At 64.0% G+C, this 15445-nt stretch carries 13 protein-coding genes; 6 read left to right on the top strand and 7 right to left on the bottom strand.

Features of this window, described 5'->3' with window-relative positions:
• Window positions 1-3: 3 nt before the first annotated feature.
• The 3 genes from D6B98_RS30475 to D6B98_RS30465 form a co-directional block, all read right to left on the bottom strand.
• Entirely contained in the window at window positions 4-861 is an 858-nt protein-coding gene (locus D6B98_RS30475; protein ID WP_126260716.1) for a branched-chain amino acid ABC transporter permease, read from the bottom strand.
• Window positions 862-897: 36 nt separating this feature from the next.
• Window positions 898-2412 (bottom strand): amidase, encoded by a 1515-nt coding sequence (locus tag D6B98_RS30470; RefSeq protein WP_126260715.1) that lies wholly within the window; start codon window positions 2410-2412, stop codon window positions 898-900.
• Window positions 2413-2565: 153 nt separating this feature from the next.
• Window positions 2566-3750, bottom strand: coding sequence for a substrate-binding domain-containing protein (locus D6B98_RS30465; protein WP_164718963.1), 1185 nt, complete (start codon window positions 3748-3750; stop codon window positions 2566-2568).
• Window positions 3751-3929: 179 nt separating this feature from the next.
• Between D6B98_RS30465 and D6B98_RS30460 the strand changes: the two genes are divergently transcribed.
• On the top strand, window positions 3930-4373 hold the full coding sequence (locus tag D6B98_RS30460; RefSeq protein WP_126260713.1) for a MarR family winged helix-turn-helix transcriptional regulator: 444 nt from the start codon (window positions 3930-3932) through the stop codon (window positions 4371-4373).
• Window positions 4374-4550: 177 nt separating this feature from the next.
• Here the strand turns inward: D6B98_RS30460 and D6B98_RS42015 are convergent, their stop codons facing one another.
• Window positions 4551-4952 carry a DUF6006 family protein gene (locus tag D6B98_RS42015; RefSeq protein ID WP_502699946.1) on the bottom strand — a complete coding sequence of 134 codons (402 nt, stop codon included), beginning with the start codon at window positions 4950-4952 and terminating at the stop codon, window positions 4551-4553.
• 327 nt (window positions 4953-5279) lie between these two features.
• Here D6B98_RS42015 and D6B98_RS30455 point away from each other — a divergent pair, with 327 nt between their 5' ends.
• Window positions 5280-5822 carry a protein NO VEIN domain-containing protein gene (locus D6B98_RS30455; RefSeq protein WP_245481493.1) on the top strand — a complete coding sequence of 181 codons (543 nt, stop codon included), beginning with the start codon at window positions 5280-5282 and terminating at the stop codon, window positions 5820-5822.
• Window positions 5823-6721: 899 nt separating this feature from the next.
• Window positions 6722-6922, top strand: coding sequence for a hypothetical protein (locus D6B98_RS30450; RefSeq protein ID WP_205680534.1), 201 nt, complete (start codon window positions 6722-6724; stop codon window positions 6920-6922).
• Between the two features lie 38 nt (window positions 6923-6960).
• On the opposite strand, the gene secA is transcribed toward D6B98_RS30450, so the two are convergent.
• Complete coding sequence (gene secA, locus D6B98_RS30445; RefSeq protein WP_126260712.1) at window positions 6961-9801, bottom strand: preprotein translocase subunit SecA; 2841 nt, start codon at window positions 9799-9801, stop codon at window positions 6961-6963.
• 354 nt (window positions 9802-10155) lie between these two features.
• On the opposite strand from secA, the gene D6B98_RS30440 reads away from it, so the two are divergent.
• The gene (locus D6B98_RS30440; RefSeq protein WP_126260711.1) at window positions 10156-11064 is read left to right on the top strand and encodes a peptidylprolyl isomerase; all 909 of its coding nucleotides are present in this window, start codon (window positions 10156-10158) and stop codon (window positions 11062-11064) included.
• A 155-nt stretch (window positions 11065-11219) separates the two neighbouring features.
• On the top strand, window positions 11220-12461 hold the full coding sequence (gene argJ, locus D6B98_RS30435) for a bifunctional glutamate N-acetyltransferase/amino-acid acetyltransferase ArgJ (protein ID WP_126260710.1): 1242 nt from the start codon (window positions 11220-11222) through the stop codon (window positions 12459-12461).
• A 103-nt stretch (window positions 12462-12564) separates the two neighbouring features.
• On the opposite strand, the gene D6B98_RS30430 is transcribed toward argJ, so the two are convergent.
• Window positions 12565-13917 (bottom strand): TadE/TadG family type IV pilus assembly protein, encoded by a 1353-nt coding sequence (locus D6B98_RS30430; protein WP_126260709.1) that lies wholly within the window; start codon window positions 13915-13917, stop codon window positions 12565-12567.
• 140 nt (window positions 13918-14057) lie between these two features.
• On the opposite strand from D6B98_RS30430, the gene D6B98_RS30425 reads away from it, so the two are divergent.
• Window positions 14058-14468, top strand: a complete 411-nt coding sequence (locus tag D6B98_RS30425; RefSeq protein WP_126260708.1) for a (deoxy)nucleoside triphosphate pyrophosphohydrolase — start codon at window positions 14058-14060, stop codon at window positions 14466-14468.
• A 110-nt stretch (window positions 14469-14578) separates the two neighbouring features.
• Here the strand turns inward: D6B98_RS30425 and D6B98_RS30420 are convergent, their stop codons facing one another.
• Window positions 14579-15427 carry a methyltransferase domain-containing protein gene (locus D6B98_RS30420; RefSeq protein ID WP_126260753.1) on the bottom strand — a complete coding sequence of 283 codons (849 nt, stop codon included), beginning with the start codon at window positions 15425-15427 and terminating at the stop codon, window positions 14579-14581.
• Between the last annotated feature and the right edge of the window lie 18 nt (window positions 15428-15445).

Raw genomic sequence — 15445 nt, 5'->3', positions numbered from 1 at the left:
TGACTAAACCCCTTTTCCAGCGATGAGGCCCTGCGGGCGGAATTTGATGAAGACAATGGCGAGCACGAAGACGAGAACATCGGCGACGACGGGCGCCATGATCCACGGCAGCGCGGCGCTGAGCGTGCCGATGACGCCGGCACCCGCGACCGGCCCAATGAAGGAACCGACCCCGCCGACCATGACCGCCACAAAGCCCTGGATCAGGAAGCGCAGGCCGAGATCGGCATAGAGGCTGAACACCGGGACGATCAGCGCGCCGGCAAGACCGGCGAGCGCGGAGCCGAATGCGAAGGTGGCGCCGTACATCAGGGGCGTGGAGATGCCCGAGGCCCGCGCCAACGAGGGATTTTCCAGCGTTGCGCGCATGCGCAGGCCGAAGCTGGTGCGCGACAGCAGCAGGTAGCAGCCCGCCATCACCAGGAGCGTGATGACGATGATGGTGAAGCGCCAGGCCGAGATGTGCATGGCGCCGATGTCGATCGAGCCGCCGATCGGCTCGGGCACGGTGAGATAGAAGCCACCGATCAACCCGCGCACGGATTCGCGGATGATCAGGCCGAGCGCATAGGTGCCGAGCATGGCGACGATCGGCGCGGCGTAGAAGCGGCGGATGATTAGCGCCTCCAGCGCGAATCCGAGCGCGCCGACCACGAAGGGCGCCGCGACCATGCCGACCCAGATCGGCATGCCCTTGGCGTAAGCGAGATAGGTGATGTAGGCGCCGAGCAGGACGAACTCGCCCTGCGCGAAATTGAAGATGCCCATCATGCTGGCGATGATCCCGAGCCCCAGCACGATCAAGACAATGATCGCGCCAAAGCTCAGGATCTCGAACGCTGCGACGAACGCGTTAGCCATGCGTGGCGTTTCCAGCGGTCTGCATCAATGCCCCGCTCACATCTTCTTCCAGTCACCGATCTGCTCGAAGGCGTGGGCGGCACGATAGATGGTGGATTCCTCGAACATGCGGCCGACCAGCATCAGGCCGACCGGCAGGCCGTCGACCATGCCGCAGGGCAGCGACATGGCGGGATGATGGGTGATGTCGAACGGCGCGGTGTTGGAGATCATCTCCAGCGCGCGGGCAACGTATTCCTCGCGGCTGGCGTTGGGCTCCGGCAGCTTGGTCGCCTTCATCGGCGTGGTCGGCATCAGCAGCAGGTCGTAATCGCTGAACGCCTTGTCGTAGGCCGCGGTCAGCCGGCGCGAGATGTTGAGTGCCTTGCCGTAGAAGCGCGGGCCGAAATTGTTGTTGATGTAGGTGCCGAGCATCATGAACAGCTTCGTGGTCTCGGACAGCGAATCAGCCTGCCGGCGCCAGCCGCGATGGAAATCCATCAGCGAGGTCGAATAGAGATCGCCGCGGCTGAGGCCGTAGCCGTCGCCGAACATCATGGTCTGGGTCAAGCCTTCGGTACCGATCGGAGTCCAGATCGCGCCGCCCAACAGGTGCATCGGGATCGAGACGGTCTCGACGGTGGCACCGAGATCCTTGAAGCGCTTGGCAGCCTCACGAACGCTCTCGTTGACGGCGGCCTCCGCGGTCGGCTGCTCAAAACCTTCCTTGACGATGCCGATCTTCATGCCCTTGACGCCCTGGCCGAGCGCCTTGGTGTATTCCTCGACCTTGGGCGCCTTGATGCGGGGATCGTAGCCGTCGTCGCCGGCGAGCACTTCGAGCAGCAGCGCGTTGTCGGCGACGGTCGCCGTCATCGGGCCGGTATGATCGACATAGATCTCGATCGGCATGATCCCGGTATAGGGAACGAGGCCCCAGGTCGGCTTCATGCCGTAGACGCCGCAGAACGAGGACGGCATCCGGATCGAGCCGCCCTGATCGCCGCCGATCGCCATGTCGACCTCGCCGAGCGAGACCACGACGCCCGAGCCCGAGGACGAGCCGCCGGCGGAGTAGCCCATCTTGTGCGGATTGTGCACCGGCCCGTAGGAGCCGGTGTGGCTGCCGCCGGACAGGCAGAAATGCTCGCAATGCACCTTGCCCTTGATCTCGGCGCCGGCATCCAGCATGCGCGTGACGATGGTGGCGTCGAAATCGGGCACATAGCCCTCCAGCGTCGACGAGCCGTTGGTCATGGGAACGCCGGCCAGCATGATGTTGTCCTTCAGCGCGACGGTCTTGCCCTTGAGCTTGCCGCTGGCGGCGCCTTTCACGGTCGACTTGCGGTACCAGGCATTGCGCGGGTTCTCTTCGGCCGCGGGGCGATAGCCCGGCGTGCGCGGATACTTCACCTCCGGCAACTCGTCCGGCATCGCGGCAACGAGATTGTAGGCCTCGATCGAGCCCTGCATCAGGCCGCGGAAGGAGGCGACGTCCTCATCGGTGAGCGAAAGGCCGCATTGCTCGGCGACACTGCGAAGCTGGGCTGGCGTGGGAAGGACAACTGTCACGGCGCTCTCCTGAGAGTTTTTCGGAACGTTTGGGCGTGGCCGCCCCGGCGCGACGCACGCGTCAGCGGCCTCGCGGGAACATTCAAAACGGAAATATTTTCCTTTTCAAGTATTATTTTGCGCGCCGGCCTGCTCGGGAATGCCGGGGCGAGGTCAGAGCGGCTTGATCAGCTTGAAATCGAGGCCGTCGGCCTCGGCAAGATGCATCGGCATCCGCGCGCGTCCGTCGCGGACCGTGACCGGGCCGCGGGCGCCGCTGTAGACGATATTGCGGCCGGCCGCGAGCATCGGGCCCATCGACAACGAACCGGCCTTGTTTGCGACGGTTTCGAGAAAGCGCAGACCTTCGTAGCTGGACTGTCCGACCGAGCCGATCGGTGGCGCATTCGGCCCGAACATGGCGTGATAGCGGCTCTGGAAGTCGTCATTGGCACGCGCGCCCGTGCCGGTGAAATAGCCCGAGGCGCAGAACATGTTCTCGCTGTTGTCGGCGCCGATGCCGAGCAGAACCGTCTCGTCCATCGCGCCGGCGAGCCGCAGCGTGGTGGCGCCGAGCCCGCATTCGCCGAAGGCGCGGTTGAAGGTGATGCTGTCGGTGCCGATCAGCGAGATCAGCACGACGTCCGGCTTGGTTGCGCGGATGCGCGCCAGATGCGGCTCGTGATTGTCCTCGCCGAGGGGAACGAACTCTTCGCCGACGACGTGGCCGCCTGTTTCCCTGATGTAGGTCTTCACCGCGCGATGCGACTGCCAGGGCCAGACATAGTCGCTGCCGATCAGGTACCAGCGCCGGGCCTTCTTGACGTCGGCAAGCCAGTGGATGGCGGGGCGGCTCTGCCAGCGCGGCGTCTCGCCGATCGCCATCACGCCGGGCGTGCGCTCGCCGCCCTCGTAGACCGGCGTGTAGATATAGGGGATACGATGACGCGTGGTGACGTCGCGCAGGCCGACGCGGACCGCGCTGGTGTGCAGGCCGACGATGAGATCGACCTCGTCGAACGCGATCGCCTGCTCGGCGCGGTCCAGGACGTCATCCAGCGGCCCGCCGGCGTCGTAGATGGAGAGTTCGATCTCCCGGCCGAGGATGCCGCCGCGCTTGTTGATCTCGGCGACGGCGAGCTGCGCGCTGTTGGTGGCGCAGGGGCCCCAGACGCCGGGCGAGCCGGTGCAGCAGATGAAACCGCCGATGCGGAGCCTGTTGGTGCCGCGCCGTTTGAACAAGGCATGATCGCGCGGCGACAACGCACCGTCAGCTGCCGGTGACGACAGATTCCTGAACAGCAAAGACGGCGGCAACGCCGGACCGCCGTGAGCCGGGAAGTTTACCGTCGCGCGCACGCCAACTCCTGTCTGGCTCCAGACCTGCAAGCACATTCTGCGGGCGGCCGCGGCATCCGCCCCTTTGTTGGGCAATTATCCTATTTTGAAAATATTGAAAGTTCAACAATTGAAGTGCATATAGATGCAGCATTGATTGCAAGACATTCACTCATTTGGGTCAAGACGAAGTCTTAGCCGTGGCAAAACCGACCAAAGCAAACACCCCGATCACCGAACACCTCGCCTATCTGCTCGCGCAAGCCAACCGGGAGATCAACCGGCAGCTGGAACTGCGGTTGAGCAAGGAGGGGGTTCCCGTCGAGCAATGGCGTATCCTGAAAGTGCTGTCCGATGGCAACGGCCATTCGATGGGCGAGCTCGCAGAGGCCGTGCTGCTCAACCATCCGACGCTGACCAAGATGATCGACCGCATGGTCTCGGACACCCTGGTCTATCGCGTCCAGGATCCGAACGACCGCCGCAAGGTGCTGATGTTCATTTCCGACCGCGGCAAGGTGCTGTGCAAGAAGCTCAACTCGCTCGCGGTGGACCAGGAGGAATACATCCTGGAGAGCTACGGCGACAAGTCGACCAGCGAATTGAAGCGGTTGCTCGAGAGCCTGATCGACAGTTCGAATTGAACATGATCGGAGCGTCGGGTCCGAGCCTCAAGCCTCGCTCATCCCTTTGCGCGTGGAGCGGTGATGCTCGTCGCTCGCAGGCTCAACGTGCCCAACGAAACGCATGCGAGCCTCATCGAGTGCTTGGGGTTCGCCCTCGAGTCCATGCGCAGGCCGAACGGGCGACGCACAAATGCATCATCGCCAGCATGAGAGCGGATAGCGCTGGCGGTTCCATGTTGTCCAGCCCACGGCCCTGTTGCTGACCGGTTTAGCCAGGTACCATTTGTTGCCGTCAGCGTGCTGGAAGTACAGGCCGCCCTGCGTACCGCTGCGTGGATTTGTCAGCTTCACCCATCGCGAGCCATTGTCTGAAAAGCTGCCTGACCAGCGTGCTCCCGAGGTGCTGCTGCAAATGTTCCCGTCGCAGGTTGTCTGACTGTCGTCCACGGCGGCCCACTTCATCCGGGCCGGCCGGCCGTCGATTTTGCAAGACCATGTTCCGCCCCACCATCCGGCCACTTGGCTCGCAGGGGCAGGACCGCCGCCGCAAAAGCTGAATGCAAGAACACAAAAGGCAGTCGGCAGCGCACGTCTCATTCCAGACATTCTCCGATCTCCCATTTTTGCCGCGCGGTGTGATTCAATCAAAGCACAGATTGAGCTCTCTTCAGGTGAAGCAGATCACAAGAGCCGTGGCGGAAAATTGGATGGGCTAGCCGGCGGCGTTCCCGTTCGCGACACGATCCCGCATCCTGCCGTTGGCATTCCGGGACGTGAGACAGTCCTTCAACCTGCGCAGCCAGACGAAAGCACTGAGCCTCCGAAATCTGCGCAAGCAGCAACACTAGGAAGTGATCGCTGGAGCAGCCGCGGCGGGCCGCCGGGGATTTGCGTCGAAGCCGTTTGCCCGGTGATTAAAGCGCGATGAGATTTGAGCCGCGCTCATACAGCGTGCGCCGCCGGTCCGTGATGCACCTGAAGATCAGGAGCCCGATATGGACCGGAGGCGTTTCAACGCCGAAGGTGCTTCCGCCTGCGATCCGCCAGCTTGTCGGGAAGTTTGATCCCGCAGAGCGGGATGCCAGAAACCGCGACTTGGGGAAGGCCGGAGAAAAGTTCGTCGTAGAGTTCGAACGCATCCGCCTCCGACGAGCTGGGCGCGAAGATCTCGCCGATAACGTTCGTTGGGTCTCCGACCTGGATGGCGACGGATACGGGTACGATGTCCGTTCCTTTGAACCCGATGGACAAGAGCGGCTACTGGAAATCAAAACGACGTGCGGACACGAACGCACGCCGTTTTGGCTCACCAAACGGGAGGTCGACGTTGCTGAAGCGAGAAGCGACAAATATCGAGTTCGGCGCGTCTTTCACTTTCGCAATCAAGCGCAGATGTTTGAAATCGCTCCACCTCTTGAAGATGCGCTCTTCATGACGCCAACGACGTATTCTGCGGTCTCAAGATGACCTTTTGATCTGGTTCGAGCACCCTGCGCGCCAAAGTCGCGGGGCAATGCAGCCCTTTTCCACAAGAACATTCGGATATACATAATTTCTCTTTACCCGAAGCGCGACACACCCTATACTCCCTCGCCATCTCATCCCTCCGGAAGGGGCGGGTCGCGATCGTCACGGTTCGTGGGGTGGGTTGCGGTGGACGCGGGCGGCGGTGGCGCCAGGTGCGGTCGCAGGGCGGGTAGTCCCCGTGAGCGATCAGCGGGCGCGGGTACGACAGCGCGGCTTGTGTACGGCAAAATCGTGTGGTCCTGGCGCCCGCAGGCTGGCGTCAAGTCTCCGCGGTGGTGTGCGTGCCCGACCGGGTTGCGCATATCAGCGATCTGCGAGGCGACGGGGGCAATAGTGCAACGCTCCCCGGGGAGAGCGCGACGTAAGCCGTCAAACCATCGCGCAGGGAAGGCCGGTTATCGGGCTGCACCTGTGTCTCCCCTGTGAGCGTCTACCTACGCATCATTGCACAGGGGCTCGCGGGTGCCAGCCGGTACCCGGCCTTCCCTGCGCCCTTCCGATTCCCGAGGGGCAAGAATAAAGCAAGGACCTGGGCGCAGATGCGCCGCGGGATTGCGACCTTGCGCGCGCAGAGCGCACATGGGCGACCAGCTTGACGGCATCGAACAATAAATATACTATACCGTATAGTTCATTAAATGGAGATCATGGTGCCGCTTTCTTCCCCTTGTCCCTCGCGCTGGTGGGACGAGCTCCGCTCGAAGACCCGCTTGATCCGGCCCACACGAAAGTCGCGACGGCTGAAGGTTCTGGTCGCAATCGCGGTGATCGCAACGACCCCCGCGACAGCTCAGATGCCGCCGCCGCCTCCCGAATTGCCTCCGGAGGGCCCGCTGGACATGATCGCGGGAATCGTCATCCAAAAATACAAGACGTCCAGCTGCGAGGATCTGAAAGCAAAGAAGGGAGAGCCCCCGCCAGAAATCATCGGAGCAGCGGTTGCCTTCCTGAAGGGCAATCCCTCCCTCAAGGTGAAATTCATCAACAAGGTGGCCGCGCCGGTCGCCAACAAGATGTTCGACTGCGGAATGATCCCCTGAGGACCTTCAGCGACGCTGCAGCTCGGGGGCCTCAGCCCTCAAGCATACCGTCCGTGACAGTGCTTGTACTTCTTGCCGCTTCCGCACGGGCAATCCTCGTTGCGACCGACCTTGCCCCAGCTGGCGGGGTTCTTGGGGTCGCGAAGCGTGGCATCGGTGGCCTGCGCGCCGAGCGTGACGCTGGCAAGCGCCATCTCGTCCTCGCCGGTGTTGGGGTCGAACTTGTGCGCCTCCATCGGAGGCAGGACCGGGGCTTCCTGCTCCGGCGGGACGATCTCGACCCGCATCAGCTGCGCCGTGACGGCCTCGCGCAAATGGGCGCTCATCTCCTGGAAGAGATTGAAGGCTTCGGTCTTGTACTCCTGCAAGGGATCGCGCTGGCCGTAACCGCGCAGGCCAATGACCTGGCGCAGATGGTCGAGCATGATCAGGTGCTCGCGCCAGAGATGGTCGAGGGTCTGGAGCAAAATGGTCTTCTCGACGTAACGCATCACGTCGGGACCCCATTGCGCCACCTTGGCCGCCATGTGCTCGTCGGCCCTGGTCTCGATCCGGTTGAGCAATTCCTCGTCGGCGATGCCCTCTTCCTTGGCCCATTCGTCGACCGGCAGGTCGAGATCGAGCACGCGCTTCAGCTCGTCCTTCAGGCCTGCGACGTCCCACTGCTCGGCATAGGCATGCTCGGGCACGTGCTTGGCGACGAGGTCGTCGATGAAGGCGTGGCGCATGTCGGTGACGGTTTCGGCGACGCTGTCGTCCTTCATCAGCTCGACGCGCTGGTCGAAGATCACCTTGCGCTGGTCGTTCTGGACGTTGTCGAACTTGAGCAGGTTCTTGCGGATGTCGAAGTTGCGCGCCTCGACCTTCTGCTGCGCCTTCTCGAGCGCCTTGTTGATCCAGGGATGGATGATGGCCTCGCCCTCTTGCAGGCCGAGACGCTGCAGCATGCTGTCGAGACGGTCCGAGCCGAAGATGCGCATCAGATCGTCTTCCAGCGACAGGAAGAACTTCGAGCGGCCGGGGTCGCCCTGACGGCCGGAGCGGCCGCGCAGCTGGTTGTCGATGCGGCGGGATTCGTGACGCTCGGAGCCGATGATGTAGAGACCGCCCGGCTTCTTCACGGTCTTGGCGGGCTTGGACCCCTTCGCCGGCTCGATCTCGACGGTCTCCTCGGCCTTCAGCACGATATTGCGGAAGGTCTCGATGTCGGCCTTGATCTGCTCGATCTTCCTGGCCTTCTCAGCTTCGTCGGTGATCCCGGCGGTCTCCTGCTGGATGCGCATCTCCAGCGAGCCGCCGAGCTTGATGTCGGTGCCGCGGCCGGCCATGTTGGTGGCGATCGTGATCGCGCCGGGCACGCCGGCTTCCGCGACGATATAGGCTTCCTGCTCGTGGAAGCGCGCGTTCAGCACGGCGAACAGCTTCGCCGGCTTGCCGGCGCGGGCCGCCGCATAGAGCTTGTCGAGGGCGTGCTCCTTGCCGAAGTCGATCTGCTTGTAGCCGTTCTTCTTGAGGAATTCGGCGAGCACTTCCGACTTCTCGATCGAGGCCGTGCCGACCAGCACCGGCTGCAGCCGCGAATTGGCGCGCTCGATCTCAGCGAGGATCGCCTGGTATTTTTCCTGCTGGGTGCGATAGACCTCGTCGTCCTCGTCGAGACGGGCGACCGACAGATTGGTCGGGATCTCCACGACCTCGAGCTTGTAGATGTCGAACAGCTCGTCCGCTTCGGTCGCGGCCGTGCCGGTCATGCCGGCGAGCTTCTCGTACATGCGGAAGTAGTTCTGGAAGGTGATCGAGGCCAGCGTCTGGTTCTCGGGCTGGACCTGGACGTGCTCCTTGGCCTCCAGCGCCTGGTGCAGGCCTTCCGAATAACGGCGGCCCGGCATCATGCGTCCGGTGAACTCGTCGATGATGACGACCTCGTCGTCGCGGACGATGTAGTCCTTGTCGCGGGTGAACAGCGTGTGGGCGCGCAGCGCCTGGTTGATGTGGTGCACGACGGAGACGTTCTCGACGTCGTAGAGCGACTCGCCCTTGAGCTGGCCGGCATCGCGCAGCAGCGTCTCGATCTTCTCCATGCCGGCTTCGGTCAGCGTCACCGTGCGCTGCTTCTCGTCGACGTCGTAATCGGTCTTGTCGAGCTTGGGCAGAAAGCCGTCGATGGTGTTGTAGAAATCCGAGCGGTCGTCGAGCGGGCCGGAGATGATCAGCGGCGTGCGCGCCTCGTCGATCAGGATGGAGTCGACCTCGTCGACGATGGCGAAGAAGTGCGGCCGCTGGACCATGTCCTCAAGCCGATACTTCATGTTGTCGCGCAAGTAGTCGAAGCCGTATTCGTTGTTGGTGCCGTAGGTGATGTCGCAGGCATAGGCCGCCTTGCGCTCGGAATCGTCGAGGCCGTGCACGATGACGCCGGTGGTCATGCCGAGGAAGCTGTAGATCTGGCCCATCCAGCCGGAGTCGCGGCGGGCGAGATAGTCGTTCACGGTGACGACGTGGACGCCCTTGCCGGCGAGCGCGTTGAGGTAGACCGCGAGCGTGGCGACCAGCGTCTTGCCTTCGCCGGTCTTCATCTCGGCGATATCGCCCTCGTGCAGCACCATGCCGCCGATCAGCTGGACGTCGAAATGGCGCTGGCCGAGGGTGCGCTTGGCGGCCTCGCGCACGGTGGCGAAGGCGGGCACCAGGAGATCGTCAAGCGTCTTGCCCTCGGCAAGCTGCTGCTTGAACTCGGCGGTGCGGGCCTTGAGCGCCTCGTCGGAAAGCTTGGAAACCTCGGGTTCCAGCGCGTTGATCGCGTTGACGCGGGACTGATATCCCTTCACCCGCCGGTCGTTGGCGGAGCCGAAAAACTTGCGGGCGAGCGCGCCGATCATGCCTAGTTCCTGTGTTCGCGATTTAACCGCGTTGGGCCCGAGAAAGTTGTCACCCGCTTGCCTATCAACTCACCGTGACGCCCGATGGCGTCTTCGGCCCGGACTGCGGGGGCGTCCGCCATATGGGTGGGAATTGGGCAAGCCTGGGTTCAACGGCCAAAAACGCAGCAAAATAAACGCCATCGCCATGGTCGCGACCGGCCAGAGATATGGCCCGGTCGGGGCCTTGTCAACGGCGGGCGCATTGCGGCTAATTCATCATTTTGACAGACTTTTCGCGTTGCCAAGCCCCCCTGACTTGGGCAAGTGTCCGCCCCGCTCGAGCAGCCCCCTGCTTCAACATAAGGATTTTCCATGACCAGCTCGTTCCCGGTAACCACCGGCCAGCGTTTCCGCCTTGCGACCGCCCTGGCTGGCAGCCTTGCTCTGGCGCTGTCGCTGGCGTTCGCGGGCCCGCTCCGGGCCGCCGACGATCCGGTGCTGGCGAAGGTCAATGGCGCGGAAATCAAGAAGAGCGACGTCGCCATGGCCGAGGAGGAACTCGGGCCGAGCCTCGCCCAGATGGACCCTGCGACCAAGGACGAGAACGTCCTGTCGTTCCTGATCGACATGAAGATCGTCAGCAAGGCTGCCGAGGACAAGAAGGTCGCCGACAGCGAGGAGTTCAAGAAGCGCCTGGCATTCGCCCGCAACCGGCTTTTGATGGACAGCCTGCTCGCCAATGAGGGCAAGGCCGCCACCACCCCCGACGCCATGAAGAAGGTCTACGAGGAGGCCTCCAAGCAGATCACCGGCGAGCAGGAGGTGCGCGCCCGCCACATCCTGGTCGAGACCGAGGACGAGGCCAAGGCGGTCAAGGCCGAGCTCGACAAGGGCGCCGATTTCGCCGAGCTGGCCAAGAAGAAGTCCAAGGATCCGGGCTCGGCCGATGGCGGCGACCTCGGCTTCTTCACCAAGGAGCAGATGGTGCCGGAATTCTCCACCGTCGCCTTCGCGCTGGAGCCGGGCAAGGTCTCCGACCCCGTGAAGTCGCAGTTCGGCTGGCACATCATCAAGGTCGAGGAAAAGCGCAACCGCAAGGCGCCGGACTTCGAGCAGGTCAAGGCGCAGATCGAGCAGTATGTGACCCGCAAGGCCCAGGCCGAGTATGTCGCCAAGCTGCGCACCGAAGCCAAGGTCGAGCGGCTGGACCAGCCGGCGGCTGATGCGTCCAAGGACGCCAAGCCGTCCGACAGCAAGATGGCGCCGCCGGCGAAGAAGTAAATCGACTTCCCTCTCGCACTTCAGTAGTTTGACGTCATGCCCGGGCTCGTCCCGGGCATCCACGTCTTAAGACCCTCATCAACGTGTGCTGAAGGACGTGGATGGCCGGGACAAGCCCGGCCATGACGGCTTCCATTTGTCCAAAAGGCCCCGCGATGTCCTCCTCCGTCTCTCCCCTCGCCCCGACGACCGTCCCCGATATGCCCGTGATCGCGGGCGTCCGCCTGGCGACCGCCGAAGCCGGCATCCGCTACAAGAACCGCACCGACGTGCTGCTGGCGGTGATGGACAAGGGCACCGCGGTCGCCGGTGTCTTCACCAAATCGAAATGCCCCTCGGCACCGGTGGAATGGTGTCGCGCCAAGCTGAAGGGCGGCAAGGCGCGCGCCCTGGTCGTCAATTCCGGCAACGCCAACGCCTTCACCGGCAAGACCGGCCGCGCCTCCACCGCGCTGACTGCCAAGATCGCGGCCAAGGCGGTCGGCTGCAGCGAGAGCGAGATCTTCCTGGCCTCGACCGGCGTGATCGGCGAGCCGCTGGATGCCACCAAGTTCGACGGCGTGCTCGGCCGCCTCGCCGAAACCGCCGAGCCCGGCGACTATCTCGCCGCGGCCAAGGCGATCATGACCACCGATACCTTTCCGAAGGTCGCGACCGCGACCGTCAAGCTCGGCAAGGCCAGGGTCACCATCAACGGCATGGCCAAGGGCGCCGGCATGATCGCCCCCGACATGGCGACGATGCTGTCCTTCATCTTCACCGACGCGCCGATCGCGCCCGCGGCCTTGCAGGCGCTGCTCAAGGCCGGTGTCGAGGACACCTTCAACGCAGTGACGATCGACGGCGACACCTCGACCTCGGACACGCTGCTGGCCTTCGCAACGGGCGCGGCTGCCGAACACGGCGCACCGAAGATCAGCCGCACCAGCGATCCGCGCCTGAAGGCCTTCGTCAAGGCCTTCAACCAGGTGCTCGCCAACCTCGCCGAGCAGGTCGCCCGCGACGGCGAAGGCGCGCGCAAGCTGGTCGAGATCATTGTCGAGGGCGCCAAGACCAAGGCCTCAGCGCGCAAGATCGCGATGTCGATCGCCAACTCGCCGCTGGTCAAGACCGCGATCGCGGGCGAAGACGCCAATTGGGGGCGCGTGGTGATGGCGGTGGGCAAGGCCGGCGAGCCGGCCGATCGCGACAAGCTCTCGATCTCGTTCAACGGCATCCGCGTCGCCAAGAACGGCGCGCGCGATCCGTCCTACGACGAGGCCCAGGTGTCGGACGCGATGAAAGCGCCGGAGATCGCGATCAAGGTCTCACTCGGCCTCGGCAAGGGCCGCGACCGCGTGCTGACTTGCGACCTCACCAAGGAATATGTGGCGATCAACGGGGACTACAGGTCGTAGGCTCCGCGGCTGTCATTCCGGGGCTCGCGAAGCGAGAGCCCGGAATCTCGAGATTCCGGGTTCGATGCTAGCGCATCGCCCCGGAATGACCCGCAAAACCACATCAGCCCGAGATCCGGGCGTCGGCGACCGCTTTCTTGAACAGCGCGTTCATCGCGTCCGCGATGCCCTCGGTCGGGCTCACCTCGAAATACAGCCCTGGCGAAGCGCAGCTCTGCATGTTCTGCGCGATCTCGCTGTTCGGCGACGGGCCATAGGGCCCGGCATTGAACGGATCGATCCATTTCTTGTACCAGTGGTTGGTGGGCAGCGCGAGATAGGTCGTGTAGAGCACGGCAACCTTGACGCCCCGGTCCTTCATCGCCTTGCAGAGCGAAGCGTTGAGCGGCGATTGGCACCGCGAGGAACCCGACAGCGGCTTCAGGCAGCCCGTATTGCTTTCGTCGGCGACACCGTCGGAGACGAAAAAGAGATACTTCAGGGGCGCGTTGGATTTGCCGCTTCCGGGATTGGGGATCTCGTTGTTGATCGCCGGAAAGATGGTGCTGAACGGCGTGTCCTGATCCTTGGTATATTTGTCGTTGTTGCCGTAGACGCCCATCAGGTCGATGTTGCCGGCCGCCGTCTTCGCGCTCGACAAATTCGAGGACAACGCGAAAAGCGCACGCAAGCCGATCGTCTTTGACTCCGCGCCGAAATCGTAGATCGCCATGCGGAACTGGTTCGAATAGGTCTGGCTCGCGGCAGCCGTGTCCATCAGAGATTGCGTCGCGCTGCGCAGCACGTCGATCCGCGTGGTCACGCCGATGCTCTTGGCCAGATTGTAGTAATTGTTGGAGTCGTTGTAGTCGTGGCAAGCGAAGGCGCACTGGTCGTTGGGCTTGAAGCTGCTGCCGGTGGTCGCGTTGACCAGCTTGGTCACGTCGGCCGGCGTCGCCGCCACGCCCATCGACGGCGAATTGTCCAGCAGGAGGTAGAAGTCGACATAGAGCGGCATGCTCGCCGTCGCCTTCGACGTGCCGGTCACGGTCAGCGCCGTCTTGCCGATCACGCCGAGGAACATGGTCTTGATGGTGCCGCTGAACGTAACGGTCGAGCTGACGGTCGAGCCGTTCTTGACCACGGTCGGCGTGACGCTGTCGAGCGTATAGCCGGTCAGATTGGCGACGTTGGCATTGAAGATGTTCCTCGCGTCGGTGACGCCCTCCGGGATCGCACCGTCCGAGTTCATCGAGCCCGCCGCCTTGAAGGCCGGCGATGCCTTGGCGACCGCGCCGACGCTGGCGGCGTCGGCCGCGGCCTGAAGCTTGGCTTGCATCTGCGTGGCGCGGGAATAATCGACCGCGCAGCCAACCGCCGTGATCAGGGGGACGCAGGCGAGTGCGAAGATCACCGCGATATTGCCGCGCCGGTCGCGTACGAATCGGCGGATGGTGGTGCGAAGCACAGCGCGCATGAAACGGGCCCGGAATGGTTTAAATATGTTCCCACTCTAGGAACCGTTGATTAAATATGACTTATGGGAGGCCAGACACGTGGCCCCTCGACGGGATTAACGAATCCTTGCGAACGACCTCAGCGAGCGACATTCCAGGCATGGCCGATCTTAAACTGACATTGGTGGTGGCCTGCGCCCTCGTGGATGCCGACAAGCGCGTCCTGATCGCGCAGCGCCCCGCGGGCAAGACGCTGGCCGGCCTCTGGGAATTCCCCGGCGGCAAGTGTGAGCCGGGCGAGCGGCCGGAGCAGAGCCTGATCCGCGAGCTGCACGAGGAGCTCGGCATCATCGTCGCCGAGCCGTGCCTCGCGCCGCTGACCTTCGCGAGCTACGGCTACGAGACCTTTCACCTGCTGATGCCGCTCTACATCTGCCGGCGCTGGGAGGGACAGGTGGCGTCGCGCGAAGGCCAGGCCCTGGCCTGGGTCCGCGCCAACAGACTGCGCGATTACCCGATGCCGCCAGCGGATATTCCGCTGATCCCGCATCTGATTGATTTATTGATGTGAGGCCGTGCCCCGGACGCAGCGCGAAGCGCTGCAGAGCCGGGGCCCAGGAGCCGCAGCTGGGTCCCGGCGCTGCGGAGCGTCACTTCGTGCCGCACCGCGTCCGGGACACGTTACTCTTTCCCCGCCTTCTTCACCGCTTCCGCAAGGCTCGCCTTCGCCGATCCCGGCTTCAGCGGCTGCTGCTGGCTCGCATGCGGGGCCCAGCCGGAGAGCCAGATGATGTCGAACGTCGCCCGGATGCGGCCGTCGGCATCGGCAAAGCGCTCGGCATAGATTTCGGCCATCCGCAGCAGCGTCGCGCGCCGCGACGGCGAGCGCCGCCGCTCGATCATCACGTTGGCCGCGCCCATGCGACGGAGATCCTGCATCAAGGCGAACGCATTGCCGTAACGCACCACGACGCGATCGACATCGGTGACCGGCAGTGCAAAGCCGGCCCGCTGCAACAGCGCGCCGACGTCGCGCAGATCGGCGAACGGCGCCACGCGCGGTGAGACGCCGCCCTCGCATTCGGCCTCGGCCGCGGCAAAGGCCTGGCGCAGCTCGGTCAGGCTGTCGCCGCCGATCATGGCGGCGAGCAACAGACCGTCCGGCTTCAGCGCCCGCCGGACCTGCGCGAGCACGCCGGGAAGGTCGTTGACGAATTGCAAAGCCAGCGCCGAGACGACGAGGTCGAGGCTTTCCGGAGAGATAGGCAGCTTCTCCGCGCCAGCCGCGTCAAGCGCGATGTGCTGGAGCGAGGGCAGGCGCGCGTGCAAATCCGCAAGCCCCTCGCCGGGCGTCCAGAGATCGGCCGGCGCGCGAAATTCCCGCATCACCGCCGCCAGCCGGTCGGACATGTCCTCGGCCACGCGATCGAGCAGGAAGGTCACGGCCCCCTGCGCCTGCGCGCGATGCTGCCGCGCATGCAGCAGGGCGCGATCGAACAAAGCGGGCGGGATTTGCGGGGTCGGAGCCATGCCGCTGGTTACGCTGAT

Source organism: Bradyrhizobium sp. LVM 105 (assembly GCF_003957705.1).
Taxonomy (GTDB): domain Bacteria; phylum Pseudomonadota; class Alphaproteobacteria; order Rhizobiales; family Xanthobacteraceae; genus Bradyrhizobium; species Bradyrhizobium frederickii.
This window is presented reverse-complemented; position numbering and strand designations above follow the sequence as displayed.

Bases quoted from the DNA above. Each gene is read 5' to 3' on its own strand.
- D6B98_RS30475 (WP_126260716.1), bottom strand. From the start codon at position 861: ATGGCTAACGCGTTCGTCGCAGCGTTCGAGATCCTGAGCTTTGGCGCG.
- D6B98_RS42015 (WP_502699946.1), bottom strand. From the start codon at position 4,952: ATGAGACGTGCGCTGCCGACTGCCTTTTGTGTTCTTGCATTCAGCTTT.
- D6B98_RS30455 (WP_245481493.1), top strand. From the start codon at position 5,280: ATGAGATTTGAGCCGCGCTCATACAGCGTGCGCCGCCGGTCCGTGATG.
- D6B98_RS30450 (WP_205680534.1), top strand. From the start codon at position 6,722: ATGATCGCGGGAATCGTCATCCAAAAATACAAGACGTCCAGCTGCGAG.
- secA (WP_126260712.1), bottom strand. From the start codon at position 9,801: ATGATCGGCGCGCTCGCCCGCAAGTTTTTCGGCTCCGCCAACGACCGG.
- D6B98_RS30440 (WP_126260711.1), top strand. From the start codon at position 10,156: ATGACCAGCTCGTTCCCGGTAACCACCGGCCAGCGTTTCCGCCTTGCG.
- argJ (WP_126260710.1), top strand. From the start codon at position 11,220: ATGTCCTCCTCCGTCTCTCCCCTCGCCCCGACGACCGTCCCCGATATG.
- D6B98_RS30430 (WP_126260709.1), bottom strand. From the start codon at position 13,917: ATGCGCGCTGTGCTTCGCACCACCATCCGCCGATTCGTACGCGACCGG.
- D6B98_RS30425 (WP_126260708.1), top strand. From the start codon at position 14,058: ATGGCCGATCTTAAACTGACATTGGTGGTGGCCTGCGCCCTCGTGGAT.
- D6B98_RS30420 (WP_126260753.1), bottom strand. From the start codon at position 15,427: ATGGCTCCGACCCCGCAAATCCCGCCCGCTTTGTTCGATCGCGCCCTG.